General features: G+C 74.0%; 17 protein-coding genes and 2 tRNA genes. 14 read left to right on the top strand and 5 right to left on the bottom strand.

The genetic code is table 11. From position 1 onward, the window contains the following. Positions 1-106 precede the first annotated feature (106 nt). Positions 107-1,606, top strand: a complete 1,500-nt coding sequence (locus ACF061_RS04535) for a hypothetical protein (protein ID WP_392265291.1) — start codon at positions 107-109, stop codon at positions 1,604-1,606. Between the two features lie 198 nt (positions 1,607-1,804). Here the strand turns inward: ACF061_RS04535 and ACF061_RS04540 are convergent, their stop codons facing one another. Beyond that, positions 1,805-2,401: a histidine phosphatase family protein gene (locus tag ACF061_RS04540; RefSeq protein WP_392265292.1), complete on the bottom strand. Its 597-nt coding sequence runs from the start codon at positions 2,399-2,401 to the stop codon at positions 1,805-1,807. Positions 2,402-2,605: 204 nt separating this feature from the next. On the opposite strand from ACF061_RS04540, the gene ACF061_RS04545 reads away from it, so the two are divergent. The 7 genes from ACF061_RS04545 to ACF061_RS04575 all read left to right on the top strand — a co-directional run bounded on the left by ACF061_RS04545 (position 2,606) and on the right by ACF061_RS04575 (position 9,424). Continuing rightward, a complete protein-coding gene (locus ACF061_RS04545; RefSeq protein ID WP_392265293.1) occupies positions 2,606-3,571 on the top strand; it encodes a phosphatase PAP2 family protein in 966 nt (321 codons plus the stop codon). Further along, positions 3,522-4,748: a hypothetical protein gene (locus ACF061_RS04550; protein ID WP_392265294.1), complete on the top strand. Its 1,227-nt coding sequence runs from the start codon at positions 3,522-3,524 to the stop codon at positions 4,746-4,748. Before ACF061_RS04545 ends, ACF061_RS04550 begins: the two co-directional genes overlap by 50 nt. Continuing rightward, entirely contained in the window at positions 4,739-6,358 is a 1,620-nt protein-coding gene (locus ACF061_RS04555; RefSeq protein ID WP_392265295.1) for a hypothetical protein, read from the top strand. The genes ACF061_RS04550 and ACF061_RS04555 overlap by 10 nt, the downstream gene beginning before the upstream one ends. Then, positions 6,355-7,731 carry an AAA domain-containing protein gene (locus ACF061_RS04560; RefSeq protein WP_392265296.1) on the top strand — a complete coding sequence of 459 codons (1,377 nt, stop codon included), beginning with the start codon at positions 6,355-6,357 and terminating at the stop codon, positions 7,729-7,731. The genes ACF061_RS04555 and ACF061_RS04560 overlap by 4 nt, the downstream gene beginning before the upstream one ends. A 425-nt stretch (positions 7,732-8,156) precedes the next feature. Continuing rightward, entirely contained in the window at positions 8,157-8,531 is a 375-nt protein-coding gene (locus ACF061_RS04565; protein WP_392265297.1) for a hypothetical protein, read from the top strand. A gap of 184 nt (positions 8,532-8,715) precedes the next feature. Further along, a complete protein-coding gene (locus tag ACF061_RS04570; RefSeq protein WP_392265298.1) occupies positions 8,716-9,360 on the top strand; it encodes a bifunctional DNA primase/polymerase in 645 nt (214 codons plus the stop codon). After that, a tRNA-Lys gene (locus tag ACF061_RS04575) sits at positions 9,351-9,424 on the top strand. The genes ACF061_RS04570 and ACF061_RS04575 overlap by 10 nt, the downstream gene beginning before the upstream one ends. A 125-nt stretch (positions 9,425-9,549) precedes the next feature. Here the strand turns inward: ACF061_RS04575 and ACF061_RS04580 are convergent. After that, positions 9,550-10,914 carry a M6 family metalloprotease domain-containing protein gene (locus tag ACF061_RS04580; RefSeq protein ID WP_392265299.1) on the bottom strand — a complete coding sequence of 455 codons (1,365 nt, stop codon included), beginning with the start codon at positions 10,912-10,914 and terminating at the stop codon, positions 9,550-9,552. 403 nt (positions 10,915-11,317) lie between these two features. On the opposite strand from ACF061_RS04580, the gene ACF061_RS04585 reads away from it, so the two are divergent. After that, positions 11,318-13,369 (top strand): putative bifunctional diguanylate cyclase/phosphodiesterase, encoded by a 2,052-nt coding sequence (locus tag ACF061_RS04585; protein ID WP_392265300.1) that lies wholly within the window; start codon positions 11,318-11,320, stop codon positions 13,367-13,369. Positions 13,370-13,386: 17 nt separating this feature from the next. On the opposite strand, the gene ACF061_RS04590 is transcribed toward ACF061_RS04585, so the two are convergent. The 3 genes from ACF061_RS04590 to ACF061_RS04600 all read right to left on the bottom strand — a co-directional run bounded on the left by ACF061_RS04590 (position 13,387) and on the right by ACF061_RS04600 (position 16,855). Next, on the bottom strand, positions 13,387-14,472 hold the full coding sequence (locus ACF061_RS04590; RefSeq protein ID WP_392265301.1) for an LLM class flavin-dependent oxidoreductase: 1,086 nt from the start codon (positions 14,470-14,472) through the stop codon (positions 13,387-13,389). Between the two features lie 298 nt (positions 14,473-14,770). Then, on the bottom strand, positions 14,771-15,925 hold the full coding sequence (locus ACF061_RS04595; RefSeq protein WP_392265302.1) for a glutathione-independent formaldehyde dehydrogenase: 1,155 nt from the start codon (positions 15,923-15,925) through the stop codon (positions 14,771-14,773). Positions 15,926-16,123: 198 nt separating this feature from the next. Then, positions 16,124-16,855, bottom strand: a complete 732-nt coding sequence (locus tag ACF061_RS04600) for a decarboxylase (protein ID WP_392265303.1) — start codon at positions 16,853-16,855, stop codon at positions 16,124-16,126. A 129-nt stretch (positions 16,856-16,984) separates the two neighbouring features. Between ACF061_RS04600 and ehuB the strand changes: the two genes are divergently transcribed. From ehuB to ACF061_RS04625, 5 genes are all read left to right on the top strand, one after another. After that, positions 16,985-17,896: an ectoine/hydroxyectoine ABC transporter substrate-binding protein EhuB gene (gene ehuB / locus ACF061_RS04605; RefSeq protein WP_392265304.1), complete on the top strand. Its 912-nt coding sequence runs from the start codon at positions 16,985-16,987 to the stop codon at positions 17,894-17,896. Then, entirely contained in the window at positions 17,893-18,624 is a 732-nt protein-coding gene (gene ehuC / locus ACF061_RS04610; RefSeq protein ID WP_392265305.1) for an ectoine/hydroxyectoine ABC transporter permease subunit EhuC, read from the top strand. The genes ehuB and ehuC overlap by 4 nt, the downstream gene beginning before the upstream one ends. Further along, complete coding sequence (ehuD, locus tag ACF061_RS04615; protein ID WP_392265306.1) at positions 18,621-19,271, top strand: ectoine/hydroxyectoine ABC transporter permease subunit EhuD; 651 nt, start codon at positions 18,621-18,623, stop codon at positions 19,269-19,271. The genes ehuC and ehuD overlap by 4 nt, the downstream gene beginning before the upstream one ends. Continuing rightward, on the top strand, positions 19,261-20,049 hold the full coding sequence (gene ehuA / locus ACF061_RS04620) for an ectoine/hydroxyectoine ABC transporter ATP-binding protein EhuA (RefSeq protein WP_392265307.1): 789 nt from the start codon (positions 19,261-19,263) through the stop codon (positions 20,047-20,049). The genes ehuD and ehuA overlap by 11 nt, the downstream gene beginning before the upstream one ends. 338 nt (positions 20,050-20,387) lie before the next feature. After that, positions 20,388-20,461 (top strand) — tRNA-Lys (locus ACF061_RS04625). Positions 20,462-20,465: the final 4 nt, after the last annotated feature.

Consider the following 20,465-nt stretch of genomic DNA (forward strand, 5'->3'; position numbering starts at 1 on the left):
CAGAGGGTACGTTCTGACTCGTCGGAAACAGGATGTCACGTGGTCAACTCGGACAACTCATCCCGGACCCGGCATGGTTCGACGGTTCGCACGAGAGGGCCCGGCCATGGCGTCATCAGCGGTGACCTCGTCCCAGCCCCCCCGGCCACCGCGGCCGAACCTCGCCTTCCGGCGACTGCGCGGACAGCGCTCGCCGGCCGAGTTCGCCGCGGCGGTACGGCGGGCCGCACGCGAGATCGGTGAGCGGGTCAGTTGTGACGCGCGCTACATCGGCCGGGTGGAGGCGGGTGAGATCCGCTGTCCCAACTACGCGTACGAACGTGTGTTCTTGCACATGTTCCCCGGCCGGACGCTCACCGACCTGGGCTTCGCCCCCCGTTCGTCCGTACGCGGACGGGCGGGGCGCGTCTCGGAGGATGATGCGCCCCCCTCATGCACCACGAGCCGGGAACGCGCCCCGCATGAAACCCGGGACGCGTCCCACCCGTACGACTCGCAGGATCCGCACACCGATCCGGACCGGCGGGTCGCACGGGACCGGCAGGACCCGTACCACCCGTACCACCCGTACGAAGACCACGAGGAGAGCGACGTGCTGCGTCGCGCATTCATGACCCGCGGGGGCGCCACGGTGGCCGCCGCCTCACTGGGCCCCCTGGGGCTCGCTCTCGACGCGTCGGCCGCGGACCGCCCGGTCCGGCGCGCCGGGGCGAGCGACGCGGGCGCCCTCGAAGAAGCCGTCCGCAGGATCCGGCTGCTCGACGACCGGCACGGGGCGGACGGCCTCTACCGGCGCGCGGCGGCCCCCTTGCGCGCCGCCTACGCGCTGCTTGACGCCGGAGCGACCCGGCAGGCCACCGCCGACCGGTTGCACTCGGGCGCCGGGGAGCTGGCCATCTCGGTGGGCTGGCTGGCCCACGACTCGGGCCGCTTCGACGACGCCCGCTCGCACTACGCGGAGGCGCTGGCCACCGCGCGCATGACCGCCGACCCGGGCCTGGAGGCGCACGCGTTCTGCAACATGGCGTTCCTCGCACGGGACGCGGGCCGGCCCCGGGAGGCGGTGCGCGCCGCGCAGGCCGCCCAGCGCGTGGCACGCGGGCTGGGCTCCGGACGGCTGATGTCGCTGCTCGCGCTGCGCGAGGCGGGCGGCTGGGCCGGCCTCGCCGACCGCACCGCGTGCGAGCAGGCCCTCACCCGCGCGCAGGCGCTGTACGGGCGCGGCCCCTCGGACGCCGACCCCGAGTGGATGACCTTCTACGGCGAGGCCGAGCTGGAGGGACTGGAGGCGCAGTGCTGGTCCATGCTGGGCGACTGGCCGCGGGCGGCGCGGCACGCCCGACGCGCGGCCGAGCTCCAGGACCCCCACTTCACACGGAACATCGCCCTCTACACGGCGGAGCTGGCCGACGACCTCGCGCGCGGGGGGCGGCCCGACGAGGCCGCCTCGGCCGGGATGCGGGTCCTGGAGCTGCTGGACCAGGTGCAGTCCTCCCGCATCCAGACCATGCTGGCGGGGACGGCACGGGTCCTCCTGCCGCACCGGCGGGCCTCCGGGGTGTCGGCGTTCCTCGAGAAGCACGCCTCGGCCCCGCGCACGGCCTGAGACACGGTGCGGGGTCCCGGAGCCCGGCCGGGACCCCGGACACCGGGCCGTCGGTGCCGCCCGCCTTCCGGCGGTCCGTCCGCCCTCCGCCCTCCGCCCTCCGCCGCGGCCCTCGCCCCGACGGCCGGGCAGCATGCGGCGGCCGAGCAGTACGCGGCGGCCGGGGAACACCCGATGGGCCGGGCGGTCCCCGGGCGGCTAGCCCGCCAGGTGCCCCACGTCGTTCCAGCTCTCCAGGGCCGGCTCGCCGTACGCCCAGCCCAGTACCGACAGCGAGGTCGGGTTGAGGCGTATCCGGGCCGCGAAGTCGATCGGCAGGCCGAGCCACCGCGCACCGATCGACCGCAGGATGTGCCCGTGCGCGAAGATCAGCACATCGCGGTCCTCGGCGCGCGCCCAGGCCACCACCTCGTCGGCGCGGGCCGTCACCTCGGCGAGCGTCTCCCCGCGCGGGACGCCGTCCCGCCAGATGAACCAGCCGGGCCGCTCGTCCTGGATCTGCTGCGGGGTCATGCCCTCGTACGCGCCGTAGTCCCACTCCATGAGCGCGTCCCAGCACATCGCGCGGTCGCCGAAGCCGGCCAGCTCGCACGTCTCCCGCGCGCGCACCAGCGGGCTGGTGCGGACCTCGACACCGGGCAGGCCGTCGAACGGCGCCCGGTGCAGCCGCTCGCCGAGCACCTTGGCTCCGCGCCGGCCCTCCTCCAGGAGCGGGACGTCGGTCCTGCCGGTGTGCTTGCCGGACAGCGACCACTCGGTCTGTCCGTGCCGGGCCAGCAGGATGCGCGGTGCCATGAGGAGCCTTTCCCGGAAAAAATCAGATCTTCAGGCGGAACCCCTCCATCATCGCGCACCCTGGTCGGTGGCAACCCGGCGGGCGATCCGTGCGTCTTCGAGGGCCGGGGGCGCTCCACAGGCGGGGGCGCACAGACCGTAAAGTGGCACGACCGGCCGGAGATCACCGGGCGCCGCAGCGACCAGAAGGGGGAGGGGCATCGGATGCCGCAGACCGAGGCACCGGCACCTGCACCACGCACCGAGGCGGCCCCGCGTACCCGGCTGCGCTGGTGGACCGAGCTGCCGCTGATCGTGCTGGTGTACGCCTGCTACTCGGGCGGGCGGCTGCTGGTCCGCGGTGACGTCTCCTCGGCCGTCGACCACGGTCTGGCGATCCTGCGCCTCGAGAAGCTGCTGCGCCTGAACGCCGAGCACCCCCTGAACCGCCTGTTCACCAGCGAGCCCTGGCTCGGCGTCCCGGCCGACTTCTGGTACGCGTCCCTGCACTACGTGGTGACGCCCGCGATACTGGTGTGGCTGTTCCGGGCGCGCGCCGCGCACTACCGCGCGGTCCGCACCTGGCTGATGACCTCCACCTTCATCGGCCTGATCGGTTTCACCCTGCTGCCGACCTGCCCGCCCCGCCTGCTCTCGCCCGACCACGGCTTCGTGGACACGATGGCCCACTACAGCTCGTACGGCTGGTGGGGCGGCGAGGCCAGCGCGCCACGGGGCCTGGGCGGTATGACGAACCAGTACGCGGCCATGCCGAGCCTGCACGTGGGCTGGGCGCTGTGGTGCGGGGTGATGCTGTGGCGGCACGGTGGCACCCGGTGGGCCAAGGCGGCCGGCGTCGCCTATCCGCTGCTGACCGCGCTCGTGGTGATGGGCACCGCGAACCACTACCTGCTGGACGCGGTCGCCGGTGTGGCGGTGATGGGCGTCGGACTGCTGCTGGCGCCGTTCGTGACCCGGGGCGCGGAGCGGGCGCGCGCGCTGCTGGCCGCCCGGGTCCCCGCGGTCGCGGGGCGCTCGGCGGGCGCGGGTTCCGCGATTGTCAGTGGCGGATGCCAGACTTCGGCGGGTGAGCGAATTCCACGGCAGCGCGAAACACGGTTCGGGTCCGGAGCCGAGCCGGGTGCCTCCTCCCAGGACGCGGGGGACGGAGCTCCGGCGGCAGCTCGCTGAGCTGCGCGGACCGGGTGTGACGGCCCGGGCGCTGGACGCCCGCGCGCTGGCCGCGCTGGCCGCGAACCCGGGCTGCAGACGGCGCGCGATCCTGGACGGCGCGGGCGTGGACAAGGCGGCGCTGGCGGGCGCGCTGGGCGCTCCGTCCGCGTTCGGGCAGTCGCAGTTCGCCCTCACCCGGGGCAACGCGTTCGAGGCCCGGGTCAAGGCGGACGGCGGCGCCGAGCTGCTGCGCCTGGTCCACCAGCGGCTGGACCCGGGCGCCGAGCCGCCGGCGGAGTGCCGTGTTCCGGACCTGACCGCCGCGGGCCCCGAGGGTCGCGCGGAGCGTACCCGGCTGGCGCTGCGCGAGGCGACGGCCGCGGGCGCCTGGACGCTGCTGGACCATCCGATGCTCGCCCTCGACGTGGCCGGCTCGCCCGCCTTCCTGGAGCCCGACGCGGTCGTGGTGCACCCGGACGGCGGCTGGACGGTCGTGGAGATCAAGTCCTTCCCGATGCTGGACGGCTCCGCCGACCCGGCGAAGGTCGGCGCGGCGGCGCGGCAGGCCGCGGTCTACGTGCTGGCGCTGGAGGACGCCGCCGCCCGGCTCGGCGCCGGGCCGGCCGGCGGGGTCCCCGCCCCGCGCGTGCGGCACCGGGTGCTCCTGGTGTGTCCCAAGGACTTCTCCAACCTGCCCACCGCCTCCGCCGTCGACGTGCGCAAGCAGCGCGCGGTGACCGCCCGCCAGCTCGCCCGGCTGACCCGCGTCCAGGACATCGCCGACACGCTCCCGGAAGGAGTGTGCTTCTCCCCCGAGCTGCCCGCCGAGGAGCTGACCGCCGCGGTGGAGGCGGTTCCGGCGGCGTACGCGCCCGAGTGCCTGGCCGCGTGCGAGCTGGCGTTCCACTGCCGGGCGCGGTCCCGCGCGCGGGGCGCGGTGACCGCGCTGGGCCGTGCGGCCCGTGCCGAGCTGGGCGGTCTGACGACGGTGGCCCAGGTGCTGGCGGCGGCCCGCGGCGAGGCGGGCGACCCGGACGATCCGGCGGTGGCGGCCCTGCGCAGGGCGGCCCGGCTGCGCGCGGAGGCGCTCGCCGGCCACCCGGGCACGCCCGGCGGCCACCGTTCCGCGGCGGAAGCGCCGGCCGGCCTCCCGCAGGCACCCGGCGCCCGCCTGCGGGAGGCGTCGTGTCGCTGATCGCCACCCTCGCCCGGCTGGAGGCGGTCCAGGCCGGCCGGGCGCAGCCCGCCGCGACCGTGCGGCACCGGCACCTGTCCGACCGGCCGCTGGTGTTCGTGCCGCTCACCACCGCCGGTGAGGCGGGCGCCCCGCTCGGCGCGCTGGTGGGCACCGACCGGCGAGCGCCCCGGCTGCTGGCCGTGCCGCAGCCGCGCGACCGTGACCTCAGGTTCGCGTTCCTGGCCGAACTGGCCGACGTGGTCCTGCCCCACATCGACTCCTGCGCCGAGGCGGTCGAGGCCGCCGAGCGCACCGAGACCGACCCGGGGACCGGCAAGCGGGTCAAGGTCGAGGTCGAGCTGTGCGCGGACGCGCCCCAGCTCATCGTGCCGAGCCGCGCGGGCATCGACTTCGTACGCCTGCTCGGACGCTCGATGCGTTTCCGGCGCACCGCCGAGCAGGACCCCCAGACCCCGCACCCGGCGCCGCCGAGGGTGCCGCTGCTCGGCCGGTGGCTGACGCACTTCGGGGAGCGGGCCCGGGTGCCGGGCTCCTCGCTGCTGATGTCCCTGAGCGATCTGCTGGCCCTGCACTGGACCACCGGCCAGTCCGGTCTGGAGGACCAGCACCTGGGGGCGCTGCTGGCGTGGATCGCGCCGCCGGACGGCGTCCCGGGCGCCGAGGCCGCGCTGCGGGCGGAGCTCGACCGGGACGCGGCCGGCCAGCTCCGCTGCCCGCCGGCCGGCCCGGCCACCGACCCGGCGTTCGACAACAAGCTGCTCGCGCCCGCCATCGAGCGCTACGACCGCGCGCGCGGCGCCCTCGCCGCCGCCGAGGACGGCCTGGAGGCGGACGAACGGCTGGGCGCGCTCACCGCGGCCGAGCGCGAGATCCGCGCCCTCGTCGAAAGCCGTACGCTCCCCACCTGGGAGAAGGTCTGGGACGGTCTGGAGCTGCTGCGGTCGCTGCCCGAGGGCGCGCACGTCGAGGAGCGGTGGACGCGCGACCGCTGGTCGTTCACCGGGCACCGCGACCGCGTCCTGGCCGGGGAGCCGCCGCAGCCGCGCCGCGACGACGCGGTCACCGCGGCGAACAAGCTGGCCACGCGCGAACGGGAGCAGGCCCGCCTGGACGCCCAGACGGCGCTGGACGACCCGCTGGTGATGGCGGGCCGGCGGCTGGCCGGGGAGGCGTTCGCGGGCGAGGTCACGGATGTCGTCATGGCGTACGGCGAGGGCAAGCGGCCCAGCCCTCGACCGTTGGTCACGGTGCGCACGGACGACCGGCCGCACCTGGGCGAGCGCGCCCGGGTGTACCGCTCGCTGGGCGGCAGGCCGCAGTCGGCGGAGTTCGTCACGGCCGAGGACGAGGAGGGGGACGGCGCGCAGGACGGCGGGCTGCTGATCGTCCTGCGGATCCTCGACAAGATGGGCCGCGGCAAGGAGCCCGAGTCCGGTTCCGTGCCGGAGAAGGGCGACCGGGTCTGCTTCACGCTCTTCGAGCACGAGCAGCGCGGCGGGGCGAAGCTGCCCGACCCGGAGCAGACCCCGTGGACGCACGGCGGCCCGCCGGGCGAGGAGAGCGCGCCCGAGGCCGCGGACCCGGTGACCGAGGAGGACGTCCTGTGACCGCCCCCACTCAGGAGCCCGAGGCCGGCACGGGCGGCACCCGCACCGGCCTCGACCCCGGCACGGCCGCGGCCCGGGCCACCGACGCGATCCTGCGCGACACCCTGCACGGCACCCACCGCGGTGTGGTGGTCGACTCCCCGCCCGGCGCCGGCAAGTCGACGCTCGTCGTCCGGGCGGCCCTGGAGCTGGCCGCCGCCGGACGGCCGCTGATGGTGGTCGCGCAGACCAACGCGCAGGTCGACGACCTGGTCGTGCGGCTGGCGGAGAAGAACCCCGAGCTGCCCGTCGGCCGGCTGCACAGCAGCGACGGCGACCCCTACGACAGGGCGCTGGACGCTCTGCCGAACGTGCGGAAGTCCGCGAAGGCCGCCGACCTCGCCGGCCTCGACGTGGTGCTGTCCACCGCCGCGAAGTGGGCGCATGTGAAGGTCGACGAGCCGTGGCGGCACGCGATCGTCGACGAGGCGTACCAGATGCGTTCGGACGCGCTGCTCGCCGTGGCCGGGCTGTTCGAGCGGGCGCTGTTCGTGGGCGACCCGGGCCAGCTCGACCCGTTCTCCATCGTCGGCGGCGAGCAGTGGGCCGGGCTGTCGTACGACCCTTCGGCCTCCGCGGTGACGACCCTGCTCGCGCACAATCCGCGGCTGCCCCAGCACCGGCTGCCGGTGTCCTGGCGGCTCCCGGCGTCGGCGGCGCCGCTGGTGTCGGACGCGTTCTACCCGTACACGCCGTTCCGCAGCGGCACGGCGGCAGGCGACCGGCGGCTGGCCTTCGCGGTCCCCTCGGACGGCTCCGGCCCCGACCGGGTGATCGACGAGGCCGCCGAGTCCGGCTGGGGCCTGCTGGAACTGCCCGCGCGGCACACGCCGCGCACGGACCCGGAGGCGGTGCGGGCGGTGGCGGCGGTCGTACGGCGGCTGCTGGACCGGGGCGGTTCGGCCCTCTCGGAGAGGTCGGCGGACCCGGTGCCGCTGACCGCCGGCCGGATCGCCGTCGGCACGGCGCACCGGGACCAGGCGGCGGCGGTACGGGCGGCGCTCGCGGAGCTGGGGATCACGGACGTCACGGTGGACACGGCCAACCGGCTCCAGGGCCGGGAGTTCGACGTCACGGTCGTGCTGCACCCGCTCTCCGGCCGCCCCGACGCCACCGCCTTCCACCTGGAGACCGGCCGCCTGTGCGTCCTGGCCTCCCGCCACCGGCACGCCTGCGTCGTCGTCTGCCGCGCGGGGGTCACCGAACTCCTGGACGACCATCCGTCGACGGAGCCGGTGCAGCTCGGGGTGACGGTGAAGTTCCCCGACGGCTGGGAGGCCATGATGTCCACCTGGGACCACTGGTCCGAGCACCGGGTGACCTGGCGGCCCTGACCGCCGCCCGGGCGCCCGCCCCGGCGGGCGCGCACCCGCCGGGGAATCCGTCCGCCGGGCGGGGTCCGCCCCGCCGCCGGGCCGCTCAGCGGTGGCGCCCCAGGGTGGGGAGCCCTCCGGACACCGTGCGCATGCCACCGTCTCCCCGTCGCGCGACCGCGGACCGTCCCACGGGCCGAGCGCCCCGTGTTCCTCGCGGCGGCGCTCCTCGGCTCGGCCGCGCAGGAGCAGCAGCCCGCGGCGCAGCGATCTTCATGCCGGGGGCCTACCGCCGTGCGGCGGCGGGAACATCGGGTGGCTCCGCGGGCTTGAGTCCTCCGGGGCCGGTGTGGCGGAAGCCGACGCCCCCTTGCGCTCGCGCGAGACAATGGAGGGTGGCCCTCCCAGAAGGAGGCGCCACCCGCACCCCACGAGGAGGAGAAGACATGGCGGAGCCCACGCCGCGTCGCAACGAACCGCGGCTACGCCCCGCGCCCCTGCTCTTCGAGCCGGCGGAGGCCGCCGCCGACCCGGAGCACTTCTTCGACCTGGAGTCGATCGACGATCCGCGGGCGCTGCTCGAACGGGCGACCGAGCTGACGCTCGCGTTCCGGGCGGCGACCGACCGCGCGGTGGAGTTCCAGGCGATCGCGGCGGCGCAGCTCGCCGATCCGCGGCGGTTCGACCGGCTGACGGCGGCGGACATCGCCGGGCGGGCGGAGTGGACCGAGGACTACGCCAAGAAGATGATCGAGTTCGGACGGGACCTGCTGAGCGGGGCCGAGGGCAGCGTGCACGCCAATCCGGCCGACCCCGTCTGACACACCCCCGTACGTCGGCGCCGGGCGCCCGCTCCCGGGCGTGTCCGCGTCCCGGCCACCGCACCCGCGTTCCCCACCGCCCTGGCATATGACAGGCGGGCAAGATACCCCTTCGTCCCGCTCCCCGTCCCGATTTCCCGCGACCCTGTGAAACCGGTCGTTCACGGTCGGTAGACATACAGGCATGAGCCGCATCGGGAACGAACCGCTCCTCGACCAACTCGACCTCGCCGCCGGCCGCCGCCGCGACGCCGCGGGCGTCACCGCGGCAGGCGCCGCCTGGCTCGCGTCGGCGAGCTCCTACCCGCGCAGCACGCTCGCGCTCTGGCGGGAGCGGCCGGACGCACCCGTGGTGCTGCCCTGCGGCACCGCCTTCGACGTGGTGAACGCACCGGCGGTCTTCGGTCGCCCGATGCTGGACCGGCTGTGGGACGAGGGCCCCGGGTCCGGCCCGGTGGCCGTGCACCGGGGACGGATGCTGCTGTTCGCCGCGCCGGGCACCGCGCACCGGCTGCCCTCGCTGCTGGAGTGGGAGGAATGGGGCGCCCGGGGCCGGGCGGACGGCGGCAGCCGGGCGGGGGGCGTGCCACCGCTGCTGTGCCACGGCAACGGCGACGCGGTGACCGTCCCGGCGCCGGTCGGCGGCGCCGGTCCGGGGCGCTCCGCGTCCCGCTGGATGGTCGCCCCGGACACCCGTCACCCGTGGCTGCCGGGCCCGGAGATCCTGCTGTGGGCGGCCGTGCGGGCGGCCCGGGCAGCCGTACGGATTTCGATTTTTCCTCCCGCCGACCAGGATGCTAATGTCTACGACGTCAGCAGGCGCCGCTAGCTCAGTTGGTTAGAGCAGCTGACTCTTAATCAGCGGGTCCGGGGTTCGAGTCCCTGGCGGCGCACGTTGCCGATGGCGAGGCGTGTTCGCGCGAAAGCGCGGACCACCTCGCCATCGTCGTTTCCGTACGGCTGTGCCGTGCGCCCCGGGGCCCCCGCCACCAGCACCGCCTTCCCGCGGGCCCCGCGGTCAGGCGGGAGTGATCTCGACCGTGTACGCCCCCGACGCCGTGCGGTTCTCCACCTCCACCCGGACGCCGTCGCCCGGCACGGTGAAGGTCTCGCCGACCTCGACGGGGGCGTCGGCGAGCGGCGGATAGACGGAGCTCTCCCGGCAGGCCTGGGTCCGCGGGTGGGCGTCGATCACCTGTACGGGGCCGCCGCCCGACTCGGTCCCCACGCGCACCCGGTACACCAGCACCCCCTGCCGGCATCCGGCCGCGTCGCTGCCGAGCGAGTCCCGCGCCTCCACGGCCAGCGCGCTGTCGCCGCCGGTCCGTACGACCGCGAGTTTCGTCCCGCCGCCCAGCCCGAACAGCGTCCCGGTGCCGTCCGGCAGGTCGGCTGCCACCTGCTCCGCGGCCGTCCGCGCGGGCCCCGGCACACCCGCGCCCACGCCCGCCGGGCCGATCTCCACCGGTTCCAGGGTCAGCCGGGCCGGGCCGGGGCCCCGCACACATCTGACCTGGCGCGGGTCCAGCCAGCCGAGCCGCCACTTGTGCCAGGCGAACAGGTCCGGGGAGAGCGCGAACTGGCTACCCATCAGGTCCCAGTCCCCCACGTAGGTGTCCCAGTCGCCCCTGTCGTCCGCGGGCCGGTGGTACAGGTCGGGCAGGTCGAAGACGTGCCCCGTCTCGTGGGCGAGCACCAGCCGGTCCGGCGGGTGCCGTTCGAACACCGTCACCACCCGTCGGACGTCCCTGCCGTCGGCCCGCAACGGGATGTCCAGGTTGATGACCTTGGTGGCGTCCGAGTCGACGCCGGGCGCGTCCGGATCGGCCACGAGATACACGACGTCGTAGCGCGCGAAGTCGACCTCCGGGTCGGCGGCGGCGACCGCGTCGCGCAGGTAGGCGGCCCGGTCGGCGGCGTTCCAGTCGCGGTGCATGGCGTACGCCGTGGACGGCCGCGGCATCCGGATCCAGTGCCGCAGGGGGTGCGGGCGCAGCGCGAACCTGCCGTAGGACGCTCGTTCGAAGAACTGGCTGGTGGCCGGGAAGTGGTCGGCGGCGAGTTCGGCCGGGGTGGTGACCGGGGTCGAGTCGGGGAAGGAAAGGAACACCAGTACGGCGTCGAGCGGCCGGGTCGGCCGCGCGTAGGAGGCGTTCCAGGTGTCCACCCCTTCGGAGTGGTGCGCGTCGGTGCGCCGCAGCGCGCAGGGCGCCGTCGAGAACGGCTCGGCGGACGACGGGCCGGTCACGATCGAGGTGGCGGCGACCGCGGACAGGGCGGTGAACACGGCGGCGGTGCTGCGCAGTCGGGGCCGCACCCCGGCCCGGTGCAGCGTCTTGAGGGCGTCGCGGCCGAGCACCTTCAGGGGAAGCTGACACGGCACGGGGACCTCCGGGTGCGGTTCGCGCGGACACCAGACCCAGCCTGTGGCAGTTTGTAGGGGTACGCCCTGTTTGCCTGAACCGGAAGGGTGAGGGGCCCGAGTTCGACGACGCCCGGAGCCGTAACGGGACCGGGACGACCGACACCCCCGACCCCTTCACGGAACGTCACAAGCGGTCGGTGGTACGAAGAAGCCGTCCAGGTGCGAACAGAAACGATCCGTCAGGAGGGCCGGTGACCGGTCGAGACCGGCGAGTGGCTGGAAGGGGTCGCGCGCCGGCCTCTATGATCGGCACACTTTCCTGGCACTTTCCTGCGCGGACACGGGTCCGGCGGCCACTCGTCGCACGGCCGGCCACCCGACGAGACCGATACGAGAACCGAGTGCACTGTGGGAGCGAGCGGTGAGCGGAACGTCCGAAGGGTCGACGCCCGCGGGAGACCTCATCCAGCCGAAAGTCACACAGAGTGATGTTATGACGCCTCCAGGTGCCGAGTCTGCGGGGTCCGGTGCTGCCGCTCCCGCCTTCCCGCCGGCGCCCCTGGCCGCGTCCGCGCCCCGCCCGGCGCCCGACCGCACGCCCCGTCCCACCCCGGCTCCCGTCCCCGGCGTCACTCCGATGGCGGAACCCGCCCCCGTCCCCGCCGGATTCACCGGATCGGCCGAGCCCGCACGGTGGGACCCGTTCCGCTCGGCGTTCGACGCCGCGCCGCTCGCCATGGCCGTCGTCGACCGCGAGGGCCTGGTCGTCAGCGCCAACGACACCTTCGGCGCGCTGCTGGGAGCCGGTCCGGAGGAGCTGGCCGGGCAGGCCGCCGCCGATCTGGTGGGCCTGGCCTCCGACGCCCGCACCTGGCACGCGTACCGCGCGGTCCTGCGCGGCCGGCAGGCCCGGCTGCGCTGCGCCCGCCACCTCAAGCACCCCGACGGCCGCTCCCTGTGGGTCCAGGTCACCATCGCGCCCCTGCCGCCCGGGCCCGGGGACACGTCCCGGAACACCCCCGGGAACCCGTCCGAGCCCCCGGCCGTCCTGCTGTCCGTCGCCGACGTCACCGTCCGCCGGGAACTCCAGGCCCGGCTGCGGCACCTGCGGATGCACGACCCGGTGACCCATCTGCCCAACCGCACGCTGTTCTTCGAACGCCTTTCGGCCGCCCTGGAGTCCGAGCCGTACGAGCGCGGCGGGACCGGCCGGATCGGCCTGTGCCACCTGGACCTGGACGGCTTCAAGGCGGTCAACGACACCCTCGGCCACCGCGTCGGCGACCGGCTGCTCGCGGCCGTGGCCCGGCGGCTGACGGCCTGCGCGGACGCGGCCGGCTACGGCAGGACGAGCGCCCCGCTGGTGGCCAGGCTCGGCGGTGACGAGTTCGCGCTGCTGGTGGAGGACTCGACCGGCACCGAGCAGCTCGCCGATCTGGCGGAGTCGGTGCTGACGGCCCTCCAGGCGCCGTTCGAGATCTCCGGCCGTCGGCTGTCGGTGTCGGCGTCGATCGGCGTGGTCGAACGGCAGGCGGCCGGGACCTCGGCGACCGCGCTGGTGCAGGCGGCCGACACGACCCTGTACTGGGCGAAGGCGGACGGCAGGGCTCGCTGGACCCTGTTCGACCCCGAGCGCAACGCGCACCGCATGACCCGCCAGGCGCTCGTCTCCACTTTGCGCGCGGCCGTGGAGCGGGGCGAGTTCACCCTGGAGTACCAGCCGCTGGTCGCCATGGAGGACGGGCGGCTGCGCGGAGTCGAGGCACTCGTCCGCTGGCGGCACCCGCGGTTCGGCGTGCTGACGCCGAACCGGTTCATCACCCTGGCGGAGGAGGACGGTTCGATCGTGCCGCTGGGCCGGTGGATCCTGGCCACCGCCTGCCGGCAGGCCCGCCGCTGGCAGCTCGACCACCCGGACGAGCCGCCGATCTTCGTCAGCGTCAACGTCGCGGTCCGCCAGGTGTGGGACTCCGACCTCGTGGCGGACGTCGCCGAGGTGCTGGCGGAGACCGGCCTGGCGCCGCGCCTGCTGCAACTGGAGCTGACCGAGTCGGCGGTGATGGGCTCGGCCGGACGCCCGTTGGAGGCGCTGCGGGCGCTCAGCGACATGGGCGTGCGCATCGCCATCGACGACTTCGGCACCGGCTACTCGAACCTCGCCTACCTCAGCCGCCTTCCGGTGTCGGCGCTGAAGCTGGACGGCTCCTTCGTGCGGGGCTTCCAGCACGGGCAGGCGCACGAGGACGGGGCGGAGGTCCCGAGCCCCGCCGACGAGGTGATCGTCGAGGCGATGATCCAGCTCGCCCACCGGCTGGGGCTGACCGTCACCGCCGAGTGCGTGGAGACCTCCGACCAGGCCAGCAGGCTGCGCAGGATCGGCTGCGACACCGGGCAGGGCTGGCTGTACTCCCGGCCGGTGTCACCGGACCGCATCTCCGAGCTGCTCGGCGGCCACGCCTGCGGACGACGCTGAGCGCGCCCGCCGACGGGTCAGGCGCTCGGCAACCCGTAGGCGTCGGCGATGAGTTCGTAGGAGCGCAGGCGTATGTCGCCGCTGTGCGCGTTGGCCGTGATCATCAACTCGTCGGCCCCGGTCCGCTTCCGCAGGTCGTCGAGGCCGGTGCGGACCTCGTCGGCCGTGCCGTGGATCACGTTGGCGTTCCAGGAGTCGACGAACTCCCGTTCCATCGGGCTGAACTCGTACGCCTCCGCCTCCTCGGGGGTGGGGACCAGGCCCGGCCGGCCGGTGCGCAGCCGGACCATGTTCAGCGCGGCGGCCAGGACCTGACGGCGGGCCTCGCGCTCCTCGTCGGTGGCGAGGGCGGCGACGCCGATGAGGGCGTAGGGCGCGTCGAGCACGGCGCTGGGGCGGAAGGACTCGCGGTAGAGGTCGAGGGCGGGAACGGTGTTCTGCGCGGAGAAGTGGTGGGCGAAGGCGAACGGCAGTCCGAGCATGCCGGCCAGGCGGGCGCTGAAGCCGGAGGAGCCGAGCAGCCAGATCGGCGGCCGGTGCGGGGACTGCACGCCGCCCGGGGAGGTGGCCTGGACGGGGCCGGGGACGGCGTGGATACGGCGGTAGGGGTGGCCGTCGGGGAAGTCGTCGTCGAGGAAGCGGGTCAGCTCGGCGAGCTGCTGGGGGAAGTCGTCGGCGCCCTCCCTCAGGTGATCGGTGCGGCGCAGGGCGGCGGCGGTGGCGCCGTCGGTGCCGGGGGCGCGGCCCAGGCCCAGGTCGATCCGGCCCGGCGCCATGGCCTCCAGGGTGCCGAACTGCTCGGCGACGACCAGGGGGGCGTGGTTGGGCAGCATGACGCCGCCCGAACCGAGGCGGATGCGGTCGGTGTGGGCGGCGAGGTGGGCGAGGATCACGGCCGGTGAGGAGGACGCCACACCGGGCATCGAGTGGTGCTCGGCGACCCAGTAGCGGTGGTAGCCGCGGCTCTCGGCGAGGCGGGCGATGGCGACGCTGGTGCGCAGGGCGTCGGTGGCCGTGCGGCCCGCTCCTACGGTCACCAGATCCAGCACGGACAGGGGAACGGGTGCGGTGCCGTGTCCCTTGCCTCGGATCTCGTCTGCCACGGGTGCCTCCTGCGATTGCCGTCGGTTGTCCTGCCCGGCGACAACAGGGGGCCGTCTCCGTTTGTTCCTTTCCCACCTCCCTGTCCGACTCTCCCGCCCGGTAGGAGCCCTCCGGGGACCGGCGAGCCGCCGGCCGGCGGCGGCACCGCGGTCGCGAGCCGGGGGCCGCGCGCGCCGCCCCCGGGCACCGCGGCCCCGGCCGTCCGACCCCCGCGGGAAACGGCCCGCGGGGCCGGAGACCGTCCCCCTCCCCGTCACCCCGCGGCCGCCGCCCCCTCGGGCTACCCCCGGCCCGGCCTCACGCCGCCAGGGCGTGGCCCGGGTGGAGGACCACCTTGGTGTAGCCCTCGATCCGCTTGTCGAACTTCTCGTAGGCCTGGGGTGCCTGGTCCAGCGGGAGTTCGTGGGAGACCACGAAACCGGGCTTGGCCCGGCCGGCGATGATCAGATCGCGCAGCTGGCGGTTGTACCGCTTGACGTTGCACTGGCCGGTGCCCACCTGCTGCCCCTTCTCGAACATCCGGCCGATGGAGACCAGGAGCTGGCCGTGCTTGGCGTGCTCGTCGGGGCCGCCCGGGTCGGAGGGGACGTACAGGCCCGGCACACCGAGCATGCCGGTGGGCCGTACCGTCTCGACGAGCGTGTTGAGCACGACGGCGGGCTCCTCGTGGCCGACGTCCTTGTGCGACTGGGCCTGGTAGCCGACGGCGTCCACGCCCTTGTCGGTGCCCTCGCCCGCCGTCTGCTCCTTGATCTGCTCGGCCGGGTCGCCCTTGGTGAAGTCGATCGGGATCGCCCCGATCTCCTCCGCCTTGGCGAGCCGCTCGGGCACCCGGTCCACCGAGAAGACCTTCGAGGCGCCGCGCAACAGCGCCGAGTAGGCGGACATCAGGCCCACCGGGCCGGCGCCGAAGACGGCCACCGACTCGCCGGGCGTGACCTCGGCCAGCTCACAGCCGTGGTATCCGGTCGGGAAGATGTCGGCGAGCAGCACGAAGTCGGTCTCGAACTCCTCCCCCGGCGGCAGTTTCAGGCAGTTGAAGTCGGCGAACGGAACCCGCAGCCGCTCCGCCTGGCCACCGGTGTAGGGGCCCATCGCCACGTATCCGTAGGCTCCGCCGGCGAATCCGGGGTTGACCGTCAGGCAGAAGCCGGTCTTCCCGGCGAGGCAGTTCTTGCAGAAGCCGCAGGCGACGTTGAACGGCATCACGACCCGGTCGCCGGGCGACAGGGAGACCACGCCGCTGCCCGCCTCCTCGACGACGCCCAGGTTCTCGTGGCCGAAGACGATGCCGGCCTCGGCGGCCGTGCGGCCCTCGTACATGTGCAGGTCCGATCCGCAGATCGCGGTCGACGTGACCCGTACGATCACGTCGTTGGGGTGCTGGATCCGCGGATCGTCGACGTCCCGCACCGTCACGTTGAAGGGCTTCTCGTAGACGACGGCTTTCACCTTCGGTCACCTCCGCGTCGAACGCTGGACGACGGCGGCGACGACGGGCCGGTGCCAGGGGGACGCGCGCACGGGCGGGGGCGGCCGGTGCCGTGCCCCCGGGGGGTGTCCCTCGCCGCACCGCCGGACACCTCCAGGTAACTCCCGTGCGCCGGTGCCCGCAACCCACGCCCCGTCCCCGTCCGCGAGCGGCCCGGATCACACCTGGACGATCGGCTCCCGGGTGAACAGCTCGCCCAGGCCGGGGGCGTTGACCCGGCGGTCGGTCAGCCGCAGCGCCTCCCACACGGTCACCTGGTTCGCGGTGAGGACCGGCTTGCCCAGCTCCTCCTCCAGGGCCGCGATGTGCGAGGCGGTGTGCAGTGCCGTGTCCGGCAGGAGCAGCGCCTGCGCCTGCGCGGTGTCCGCCGCCCGCGCCAGGGCGAGCACCTGCGGCTCGCCCCAGCCGGCCACCTCCGCCGCCGCGGCGGTCCCGGCGCTGTGCGAGGCGACCACCTCCACGTTCCCGGCGCGCAGGAAGTCGGTGAACAGGGCGGTCACCTCCGCCGGGTACGGCGCCGCGACGGCGACCCGGCGCACGCCGACCTCGCGTACCGCGTGCACGAAGGCGAACGAGGTGGAGGAGGCCGGCATGCCGGCCGCCCGGGCCAGGGCGCGCACCTGCTCGTGGGCGCCCTCCCAGCCGTGCCCGAAGCTGCCGCTGGTGCTCGCCCACACCACGGCCTCCGCACCGGACAGCCGCAGTTCCTCGACGTCCTTCGCCAGCTTCTCGGCCGAGCCCGTCGCGCGCAGCGCCTCCACTTGGTACACGTCCTCGCCGATCCCGGTGTGGACCAACTCCACCCGGACGTCACTGCCCAGAAGCTGCTCGATGCGCGCATAGTCGTCCTCGGCGAAATGGCCCGGGTAGAGGAATCCGAGTGCGGTCATGTCCAGCCTTCCTGCTGTCGTCGCCGGCCTGATTCGAACGAGAGGCCCTGGGGCCTTCCGGTCCGGGTACCCAGCGGCGCCGCCGATCTCCTGGGCATAACCCGATGGGCCTTGGGTAGCGGCGCGCTCATGGCTCGACCACATGCAGTTGGGAAAGGCAGACCGATACCCGGCCCCGGACGCCGGTCGCTGCTCGCGGGGGTGGCGGCGCTCGGCGCGCTGGGCGTCGCGGGCTGCTCGCGCGTGGCCACGGCGTCCACCGAGAAGGGCGGTGACCTCCTGGACCGGCTCAGGGCCCAGGGCGTCGTGCGGCTCGGGATCGCGGGCGAGATCCCGTTCGGGTACATCGACAAGGACGGTGATCTGACGGGCGAGGCGCCCGAACTGGCCCGAGTGATCTTCAAACGGCTGGGCGTGGCGAAGGTGCAGCCCGTGCCGACCGAGTTCGGCTCGCTCATTCCGGGACTGAACTCCCAGCAGTTCGACGTCGTGGCCGCCGGGATGTACATCAACGCCGACCGCTGCGAGCAGGTCGTCTTCTCCGACCCCGACTACCGGATGCTCGACTCCTTCATCGTCCGCAAGGGCAACCCGAAGGGGCTGCACGACTACCGGGACGTCGTGGCGAAGAAGGCCAGGTTCGCCACCGGCACCGGTTACGCGGAGATCCAGTACGCGGTGGACGCCGGCTACCGGCAGAGCGACATCCTGATCGTGCCCGACCAGGTGGCCGGGCTGAACGCCGTCGAGGCCGGCCGCGTGGACGTCTTCGCGGGCACGGCGCTCACCACCCGGGAGGTGGTGAAGAAGTCCTCCAAGGCCGAGGCCACCGAGCCCTTCGCGCCCCTGGTGGACGGCAAGCCGCACGTGGACGGCGGCGGCTTCGCGTTCCGGCCGACGGAGACGAGGCTGCGGGACGCCTTCAACGCCGAACTGCACAAGCTGAGGAAGAGCGGCGAGCTGTTCCGGATCCTGCGGCCCTTCGGGTTCACCAGGGACGAGATGACGGACCTGACCGCGAAGGAGCTGTGCGCCGGATGACGACGGGACTGTGGGAACTCGTACTCAAGGGTCTGTGGACCACGCTCCAGCTCCTGCTCCTCAGCGCCCTGCTGGCCACCGCCGTGTCCTTCGTGGTCGGTGTCGCCCGCACCCACCGGCTGTGGATCGTCCGTTTCCTCGCGGGCTTCTACACCGAGGTGTTCCGCGGCACCTCGGCGCTGGTCATGATCTTCTGGGTGTTCTTCGTGCTGCCGCCGGCCTTCGGCTGGCAGCTGGTGCCGATGTGGGCGGGCACGCTGGCGCTCGGGCTGACGTACGGCGCGTACGGCTCGGAGATCGTGCGCGGCGCGCTGAACTCGGTGGACCCCGCGCAGCGCGAGGGCGGGATCGCGCTCAGCTTCACGCCCTGGCAGCGCATGCGGCTGATCCTGCTGCCGCAGGCCGTGCCGGAGATGATCCCCTCCTTCTCCAACCTGCTGGTCGAGCTGCTCAAGGGCACCTCGCTGGTGTCGATCATGGGCATGGGCGACCTGGCGTTCAGCGGCAACCTGGTGCGGCTCGCGCTGCAGGAGAGCGCCGAGATCTACACCTACCTGCTGATCGCCTACTTCGTGATCGCGTTCGCGCTGACCCGGCTGATGCGGGGCCTGGAGAAGCGGCTGAAGCGCGGGGTCGGCAAGGAGCTGCCGTCCGGCGCGGCGGCGCGTGAGGCCGGGCGTGCCCGGACGACGGCCGGCGTGGGGGCCGCGGGAGGCGGTGCCGCGTGAACTGGGACTGGGGCGCCGTGCGCGACTTCATGCCGTACTTCTGGGACGGCCTGCTGGTCACCCTCCAGGCCCTCGCCCTGGGCTCGGTGATCTCCTTCGCCCTGGGTCTGGTGTGGGCGCTGCTGATGCGGGCGCCGACCCGGTGGGTGCGCTGGCCGGTGGGGGCGGTGACGGAGTTCGTCCGGGACACGCCGCTGCTGGTGCAGCTGTTCTTCCTCTTCTACGTGCTGCCGGAGTGGGGGCTGACCTTCTCGGCCCTGGCCACCGGGGTCCTCGCGATCGGGCTGCACTACTCGACGTACACGATGCAGGTCTACCGGGCCGGCATCGAGGCGGTGCCGGCCGGCCAGTGGGAGGCGGCGACGGCGCTGAACCTGTCCAGGCGGCGTACCTGGACGGCGGTGATCCTGCCGCAGGCGGTCCGCCGGGTGATCCCCGCCCTCGGCAACTACGTCATCTCGATGCTCAAGGACACGCCGCTGCTGATGGCGATCACGGTCCTGGAGATGCTGGGGCGGGCGCGGCTCTTCTCGCAGCAGCACTTCCAGTTCACCGAGCCGCTGACCGTGATCGGTGTGGCCTTCGTCCTCGTTTCCTATCTGGCCTCCCTCCTTCTGCGAGCACTGGAGCGACGTCTTGTCCGTTGACACCGCGAAGAATCCCGAGACCACCGCCACCGCCACCGCCCCCACGGAGCTGGTCCGCCTGGAGAACGTCACCAAGCGGTTCGGCGACCACACGGTCCTCGACGGCCTCGACTTCTCCGTCGACGCCGGCAAGCACGTCACGCTGATCGGCCCCTCCGGTTCGGGCAAGACCACGATCCTGCGGCTGCTGATGACCCTCGCCAAGCCGGACGAGGGCACCATCACCGTCGGCGGGGACCGGCTGTTCCCGGCGCCCGAGAAGCGGGTCCGGGAGATCCGCAGGAAGATCGGGATGGTCTTCCAGCACTTCAACCTGTTCCCGAACATGACCGTCCTGCGGAACATCACCGAGGCGCCGGTCACCGTGCTCGGGCTGTCCAGGGACGAGGCGGAGGCCCGGGCGCGGGAGCTGCTGGACCTGGTGGGCCTGGCCGACAAGTGCGACGCGCGTCCCTCGCAGCTCTCCGGCGGTCAGCAGCAGCGGGTGGCCATCGCCCGGGCGCTGGCGATGCGCCCGCAGGTGCTGCTGCTCGACGAGGTGACCTCGGCGCTCGACCCGGAGCTGGTGGTGGGCGTCCTGGACGTGCTGCGGGACATCGCCCGCAGCACCGACATCACGATGCTCTGCGTGACCCACGAGATGGGCTTCGCCCGGGACATCTCCGACCAGGTGCTGATGTTCGACTCGGGGCGCGTGGTGGAGTCCGGGCCGCCGGAGAAGATCTTCGGCGAGCCGGAGCAGGAACGGACCCGGGAGTTCCTCAGCGCGGTGCTGTGACGCACGGTGCCGTGACGCGCCGCGCACGCGCGGTGCCGTGACGGAGCGGGGCGGGTCGGGTCGGGTCGGGTCGGGTCGGGGCTGGTCGTGCCCGTGGCGCATGCCGATCGGCCGGCCGGCCCGCCCGGTGGGCCCCGGGGGATCCGGCCGCAGGCCGCTCTCGTCGCCCGCCGGGGCCGCGCACCGGCCGCACGGGGCCGTGGACGGCTCGGACGGGACGCGGCGCCGGTGCCGCCGTCCCCGGTGCTCCGGCTCACGGACGGGTGGTCACCAGCACCCCTGGAGACCGGGTAGTATTTTCTTCGTCGCCGACCGCGGGAGCGGACGGCGGGAGTCATGCGCCGCTAGCTCAGTTGGTTAGAGCAGCTGACTCTTAATCAGCGGGTCCGGGGTTCGAGTCCCTGGCGGCGCACAGA

Source organism: Streptomyces sp. NPDC015220, from assembly GCF_043079345.1.
Taxonomy (GTDB): Bacteria; Actinomycetota; Actinomycetes; order Streptomycetales; family Streptomycetaceae; genus Streptomyces.

Bases quoted from the DNA above. Each gene is read 5' to 3' on its own strand.
- ACF061_RS04535 (WP_392265291.1), top strand. From the start codon at position 107: ATGGCGTCATCAGCGGTGACCTCGTCCCAGCCCCCCCGGCCACCGCGG.
- ACF061_RS04540 (WP_392265292.1), bottom strand. From the start codon at position 2,401: ATGGCACCGCGCATCCTGCTGGCCCGGCACGGACAGACCGAGTGGTCG.
- ACF061_RS04545 (WP_392265293.1), top strand. From the start codon at position 2,606: ATGCCGCAGACCGAGGCACCGGCACCTGCACCACGCACCGAGGCGGCC.
- ACF061_RS04565 (WP_392265297.1), top strand. From the start codon at position 8,157: ATGGCGGAGCCCACGCCGCGTCGCAACGAACCGCGGCTACGCCCCGCG.
- ACF061_RS04570 (WP_392265298.1), top strand. From the start codon at position 8,716: ATGAGCCGCATCGGGAACGAACCGCTCCTCGACCAACTCGACCTCGCC.
- ACF061_RS04600 (WP_392265303.1), bottom strand. From the start codon at position 16,855: ATGACCGCACTCGGATTCCTCTACCCGGGCCATTTCGCCGAGGACGAC.
- ehuB (WP_392265304.1), top strand. From the start codon at position 16,985: ATGGCTCGACCACATGCAGTTGGGAAAGGCAGACCGATACCCGGCCCC.
- ehuC (WP_392265305.1), top strand. From the start codon at position 17,893: ATGACGACGGGACTGTGGGAACTCGTACTCAAGGGTCTGTGGACCACG.